Genomic DNA, 5,400 nt, shown 5'->3' on the forward strand with positions numbered 1-5,400 from the left:
GCCTACTCGCGTCGCGCTTCCGACTGAGCGTCGGAACCCCTCGCTACTTGAGGCCGGAGGCTCCGCCTCGAAAACTGCTGAACGACGAAAAGGCGGTCCCCGGCCTACGGCGCGGCCTGCTTCGTCGAGACCAGCTCGATCACGTCGCGGTGGGAGAGCTCGTGGGCGGCCCCCACCTGCCGGCCGCTCCGGCAGTCGGTGCCGTGGAGGAGCCCCTCGCCGATGTCCGAGTGGATGTGGAACGCGAAGTCCTCCGTCGTCGACCCCTCGGGGAGGATGAAGCAGTCGCGGAAGACGCCCTTCTCGTCTTTGCTCCCGTTCGCGGAGCCGGGGAAGACGGCGATACAGCCGAGGACGTCGAAGACGGCCGCCTCAAGCGCACCTTGCACGCCCGTCCCGTCGTACTCGGCCACGAACTCGCCGATCTGATCGAGGCCCGCCTCCTGATCGCCGGAGACGTCGCCGACGACCTCGAAGCCGCTGTCGCCGGGCGCGTAGTCGACGACGCCGGCGTCGTTCGCATTTTTAAGCGCCTTTTCGGCGTGGGCGCTCGCGGGGACGAACGAGAGGTGGTCGTAGTCGGGGTCCGTCGTGATCTCCTCCCAGTTCGCCTGCGCCTCGGGCGTATCCATCTTGTTGGCGGCGACGACCATCGGCTTCGTGCGCTTCCGGATCTCGCGGGCGAGGTCCGCCTTGTCCGCGTCGTCCCACGTCGCCGGGTCCAGCTCGAGCCCCTCCGCGAGGATCACCCGCTTCATCCGGTCCTTGTCGATGCCGAACGCGGACATCTGCTCGGCGAGCTCCCGCTCGATCGCGGCGTCCGCGCCGTGGTAGCGGGTCTCGAACTTCTCGAGGCCCTTCTCTAACACGTCGAGGTACCACTCGTCGAGCTCCTCCTCTAAGAAGTCGATGTCCTCGCGAGGGTCGTGCCCCTCGGTCGTCTCGCCCTCGATGTCGGTCTTGCCCGAGAAGTCGACGACGTGGATCAGCACGTCGGTCTCGTTGAGGTCGGTGAGGAACTGGTTGCCGAGCCCGCGCCCCTCGTGGGCGCCCGGGACGAGCCCGGCGACGTCGACGAGCTTCACCGGGACGAATCGGGTCCCTTCGCGGCAGACGCCGACGCTCGGCGTGCAGGTCTCGTCGAACTCGGGGGCGGCGCAGTCGACGCGGACGTACGCCTCGCCGACGGTCGGGTCGATCGTGGTGAACGGGTACGCGCCCTCGGGCACGTCGTTCATGGTCGCGGCGTTGAAAAAAGTCGACTTCCCCACGGAGGGCTTGCCGACGAGGCCGATCCGGTAACTCATTACCCTCAGTGCGCGATCCACGGTAAAAAGCGATGCGAGACGCGCCGTGGCGTGCGGACAGGTGACGAGGGGCGAGGACGCCGGGACCGGTCAGGCGTCGCCGTCGGACTGCCTCGGCTCTCCGAGCGCCTCGATGGGGAGCACGTTCTGGAGCGCGGCGAAGGAGTCCTCGGCGCTCTCGAACCGCTCTTGGTCGATGTCGGCGACGAGGTCGCCGAGGTCGGCGTCGCCGTCGGCGAAGAGCACGGTCGTGCCGTCACAGGAGTCGACGAGGTCCTGGCGGGCGGCCGGGTAGGAGTGTTCGCGGAACTCGTCGACCACGCGCGCGAGATGAACTTCGGATGTCATGTGTGAGTTCCGGCGCGAGAGGGCTTAAACACGCGCCTCGCGCGGAATCCCCGCGTGACGGCGCAGAAAGAACCGGCAAAACGCGCAAAGAGTTATGTGCCGGCGGAACCGTGTTGTATGTGAACGAATGACTCTATACGATCGGATCCTCGTCCCGACCGACGGCTCCGCCGAGGGGCGGCGAGCGGTCGCGCACGCACTCGACCTCGCGTCGGTCCACGGTGCGGACGTCCACGGGCTGTACGTGGTCGACACGGCGAGCTACGCGGGGATGCCGATGGAGAGCTCGTGGGAGGGCGTCAGCGAGCTCCTGCGGGAGGACGCGAAGGAGGCCGCCGGCGAGGTCGAGTCGCTCGCGGCCGACACCGGCCTCGACGCCGAGACGGCGGTCGCGGAGGGCTCGCCGAGCAAGGAGATCATCCGGTACGCCGAGGCCAACGGCTGCGACCTGATCGTGATGGGGACGCACGGTCGGGGCGGCATCGACCGGCTCCTGCTCGGAAGCGTCGCCGAGAAGGTGGTCCGGGGGTCCAGCATTCCCGTGCTGACGGTGCGGCTGGACGGCGAGATACCGACGGGCGAGACGGACGAGAGGGCGGTCGAGAGCGGATCCCCGGCCGATCGCGAGGGCCCGGCCGAAAGCGGTTCGGGGGCCGACGGGGAGTCGGAAGCGACCGGGCAGAGCTAACAACTCCCTTTCTGGCGGTCCCGTCGCCCCGATGCGCCCGCCGTTCAGCCGCCGGCGTCGCGCAGGTGTTCGCAGTCGCCGGCGTGGACCCGCCGGGTCCCCTCGTCCGTCTCGATTACGAGCGCGCCCGGCGGCTCCACGTCGACCGCGGTGCCCGTCACCGGGCCGTTCGGGGTGTCGACGCGGACCCGACGGCCGAGAGTGCTCGCGCGCTCGCGCCACGCCGGCAGGATCCGGTCCATCCGGTCCGCGGTCCCCGCGAGCGCCGCGAACCGCTCCAGGAGCGTCGCGGCGAACCGGCGCCTGTCCACGGGCTCGCCGAGCTCCTCGGACAGGGAGGTCGCACCCGCCGGGAGCGTCTCGGCGTCGATGTTGGCGTTGACCCCGATCCCCGGGACGATCCACGAGATCCGGTCGGCCTCCCCCTCCATCTCCGTGAGGATCCCCGCGACCTTGCGGCCGCCGCGACCGCCGGACGCCGCGGGGCCGGCGTCGCCGTCGCGCTTGATCACGTCCTCGACTCCCCCCACGAGCACGTCGTTCGGCCATTTGATGTGAGCGTCGACGCCCGCCTCTCGGCAGGCGTCGGCCGTCGCGACCGCGGCGGCGAGGGTGAAGAGCGGGGCGCGAGCCGGCGGCGCGTCGGGCCGGACCGCGAGCGAGAGCCAGACGCCGCCGCTGGGCGCGACCCACTCGCGGTCGAGTCGCCCGCGGCCGCCGGTCTGCTCGTCGGCGACGACCGCGACGCCGTCCGCCCCGTCGCTCGCCAGTTCGCGGGCCCGCTCGTTCGTCGACGCGATCCGGTCGTGGTACTCGACCGCGTAGGGCGCGTCGAGCCCGAACTCGACGCCGGCTGCGGAGAAGCCCGGCCGCTCGGGCGCGAGGTACCCCTCCGGGGTCGACTCGACCGCGAACCCCTCCTCGCGGAGCGCCTCGACCGCCTTCCACACCGCCGCCCGCGACACGTCGAGGTCGTCGGCGAGCGCGGGACCGGAGACGGGCCCGTCGCCCAAGGCGTCGAGCAGCGCGCGACGCGTGTCCATGTCGACGCGGTCGGCGCGAGCGTCCAAAGCCGTTCCGGGTCCCGGTTCGCGTCGGGAGGCCGCGACCGAGCGTGGGCCTATCCGTTCGGAGCCCGAAGGGCGACCCGAATGACGGGCACCCGCGATGAGACCGTCCCGCTGACCGTCCTCGACGGCGACGACCGGACCGAACTCTCGGTCGAGCCCGGGAGAAACCTGCGCGAGGCCCTGCTGGAGGCGGGGCTGTCGCCGTACGCGGCCGCGACGCGCCGGCTCAACTGCGGCGGCCGAGGCCTCTGTGCGACCTGCGGCGTCCGGATTCGCGGGGAGGCGCCGCCCGAGCACTGGCACGACCGGTTGGCGGAGCGGTTCGGCTACCCGCGCCTCTCCTGTCAGGTGACCGTCGACGGTCCGATGACCGTCGAGCTGGTCGACAAGCTCGTCTGGGGCCCGCGAGGGCGACCCGAGGGCGAGGAGTGAGCCAGGCCTCGCAGTCGGCGACCGACGGCGCCCCCCGGACGGGACGGGGGACACCTCGTTTCCGGTGAAACGGCGAGCGTTACCGAGTCGCACGGGACGGCGGTGAGATCGCTGAGAGCGGGAAGCGATCCGGCCTCGGCGCAAGACACAAGGCCTCACGGGCGAACTCTCGGCTATGCAACCCTCCAAAGAACGGGAGGCGTCCGACGGGGACCCGATGGACGACCTCGACGACCTCCTCGACGACGACCTCGCAGGCGGCGAGGATGCGTCCGCCGGCGAGACGGGCGGGGCCGAGACCGCCGAACCGAGCGCGGGGAGCGCCGCGGACGCCGGCAGAGTCGGCGTCTCGGGTCGGTGGTTCTCGGCGAAGGCGTTCGCGCTCGCGCTCGTCGCGGTCGGCGTCGGGGTGTTCGTCGGCGGCCTGATCCCGCTCATCGGCGGGACGATCGGGACCGCGGGCGGCGTGTTCCTCGCCGCGTTCCTGCTCGGGCTCGTCCTCTCGACCCGCCGGTACGTCGAGACGGGGATCGCCGGGGCCGCTGCGGGCGCGGCGAGCGCGGTGACGAGCGTTCTCGGCGTCGGGTTCCTCCCGATCGGGATCGACTACCTCTCCCAGTGGGGGCTGCCGCTCGTCGCGGTCGGCGGCGGCGCGGGACTCGCACTGGCGCTGATCGGTCACTACTTCGGGCGGGACCTCCGGGCGGGCCTGACGGAGGACATCGAGTGACCGCGCGCCGGGCGGCGGTCGGTCAGCGCGCCCGGAGCGCGTCTTCGACGCCGACGTACGCGGCGATCTCGTGGCGTTCGAGCACGGCGAAGCCGGCGAGGATCGCGACGAAGCCGACGAGCGCCTCCGCCTCGATCAGGCTGCCGAGCAGGACCCAGCTCCCGACCGCGGCGACGACCGGTTCGGCGTAGCCGACGAGGTGGAGCTGCGTCGGGCCGACCTCGTCGAGCAGCGCGAAGTAGATCAGGAACGCGACGACGCCCGACAGCAGCGTGAGATACGAGAGCGAGGCGACGGCGGTCGCGTTCCAGACGATCTCTGCGGGCGACTCACCCAGGAGGGCGCCGCCGACCAACAACAGACCGGCGCCGGAGACCATCGCCCACCCCTGCAGCGCGGCGATCGGGAGGTCGGTGCGCAGCGGGCGGAGGAGCACCGCGCCCAGCGAGAAGGCGACGGCGCCGGCGAACGCGAGCGCGACACCGAGCAGGGCCGAGCTACCGAGCCCGGCCTCCATCGGGTCGGCGATCACGATCACGCCGAGGATCCCGAGCGCGAACCCGCCGATCTCGAAGGGCCCGAGCCGCTCGTTCGGCAGGAGGAGCGCCGCGAACGTGGCGGTCAACACCGGCGAGAGGCTCACGATCACCGCGGCGACCGCGCCCGTGATGTGGATCTCGGCGACGTACAGCAGGCCGTGGTACGCGGCGATCACGAAGACGCCGGCGACGGCCACGCCGAGCCACTCGTCGCGGCTCCGGGGGACCGTCCGACCGGACGTGATCGCCGCGATCCCCAACACGATCGCGCCGGCGACGGCGTAGC

7 protein-coding genes are annotated in these 5,400 nt (G+C 71.8%); 3 read left to right on the top strand and 4 right to left on the bottom strand.

Going from position 1 to position 5,400, the window contains the following annotated elements; translation table 11 throughout:
* Positions 1–104: 104 nt before the first annotated feature.
* Together C468_RS15240 and C468_RS15245 are read right to left on the bottom strand one after the other, a co-directional pair.
* The gene (locus C468_RS15240; RefSeq protein ID WP_008849801.1) at positions 105–1,307 is read right to left on the bottom strand and encodes a redox-regulated ATPase YchF; all 1,203 of its coding nucleotides are present in this window, start codon (positions 1,305–1,307) and stop codon (positions 105–107) included.
* A 90-nt stretch (positions 1,308–1,397) separates the two neighbouring features.
* Positions 1,398–1,655: a DUF5789 family protein gene (locus C468_RS15245; protein ID WP_049912272.1), complete on the bottom strand. Its 258-nt coding sequence runs from the start codon at positions 1,653–1,655 to the stop codon at positions 1,398–1,400.
* Between the two features lie 127 nt (positions 1,656–1,782).
* On the opposite strand from C468_RS15245, the gene C468_RS15250 reads away from it, so the two are divergent.
* Positions 1,783–2,343, top strand: coding sequence for a universal stress protein (locus C468_RS15250; protein ID WP_008849803.1), 561 nt, complete (start codon positions 1,783–1,785; stop codon positions 2,341–2,343).
* A 44-nt stretch (positions 2,344–2,387) separates the two neighbouring features.
* Here the strand turns inward: C468_RS15250 and C468_RS15255 are convergent, their stop codons facing one another.
* Positions 2,388–3,386 (bottom strand): biotin--[acetyl-CoA-carboxylase] ligase, encoded by a 999-nt coding sequence (locus C468_RS15255; RefSeq protein ID WP_049912273.1) that lies wholly within the window; start codon positions 3,384–3,386, stop codon positions 2,388–2,390.
* A 108-nt stretch (positions 3,387–3,494) separates the two neighbouring features.
* Here C468_RS15255 and C468_RS15260 point away from each other — a divergent pair, with 108 nt between their 5' ends.
* Together C468_RS15260 and C468_RS15265 are read left to right on the top strand one after the other, a co-directional pair.
* Positions 3,495–3,845: a 2Fe-2S iron-sulfur cluster-binding protein gene (locus tag C468_RS15260; protein WP_008849805.1), complete on the top strand. Its 351-nt coding sequence runs from the start codon at positions 3,495–3,497 to the stop codon at positions 3,843–3,845.
* A gap of 175 nt (positions 3,846–4,020) precedes the next feature.
* A complete protein-coding gene (locus C468_RS15265; protein ID WP_049912274.1) occupies positions 4,021–4,575 on the top strand; it encodes a hypothetical protein in 555 nt (184 codons plus the stop codon).
* A gap of 22 nt (positions 4,576–4,597) precedes the next feature.
* Here C468_RS15265 and C468_RS15270 read toward each other — a convergent pair.
* On the bottom strand, positions 4,598–5,400 hold an 803-nt coding region (locus C468_RS15270), incomplete at its 5' end, for a DMT family transporter (RefSeq protein WP_008849807.1).

It is taken from the genome of Halorubrum kocurii JCM 14978 (assembly GCF_000337355.1).
Lineage (GTDB): Archaea > Halobacteriota > Halobacteria > Halobacteriales > Haloferacaceae > Halorubrum > Halorubrum kocurii.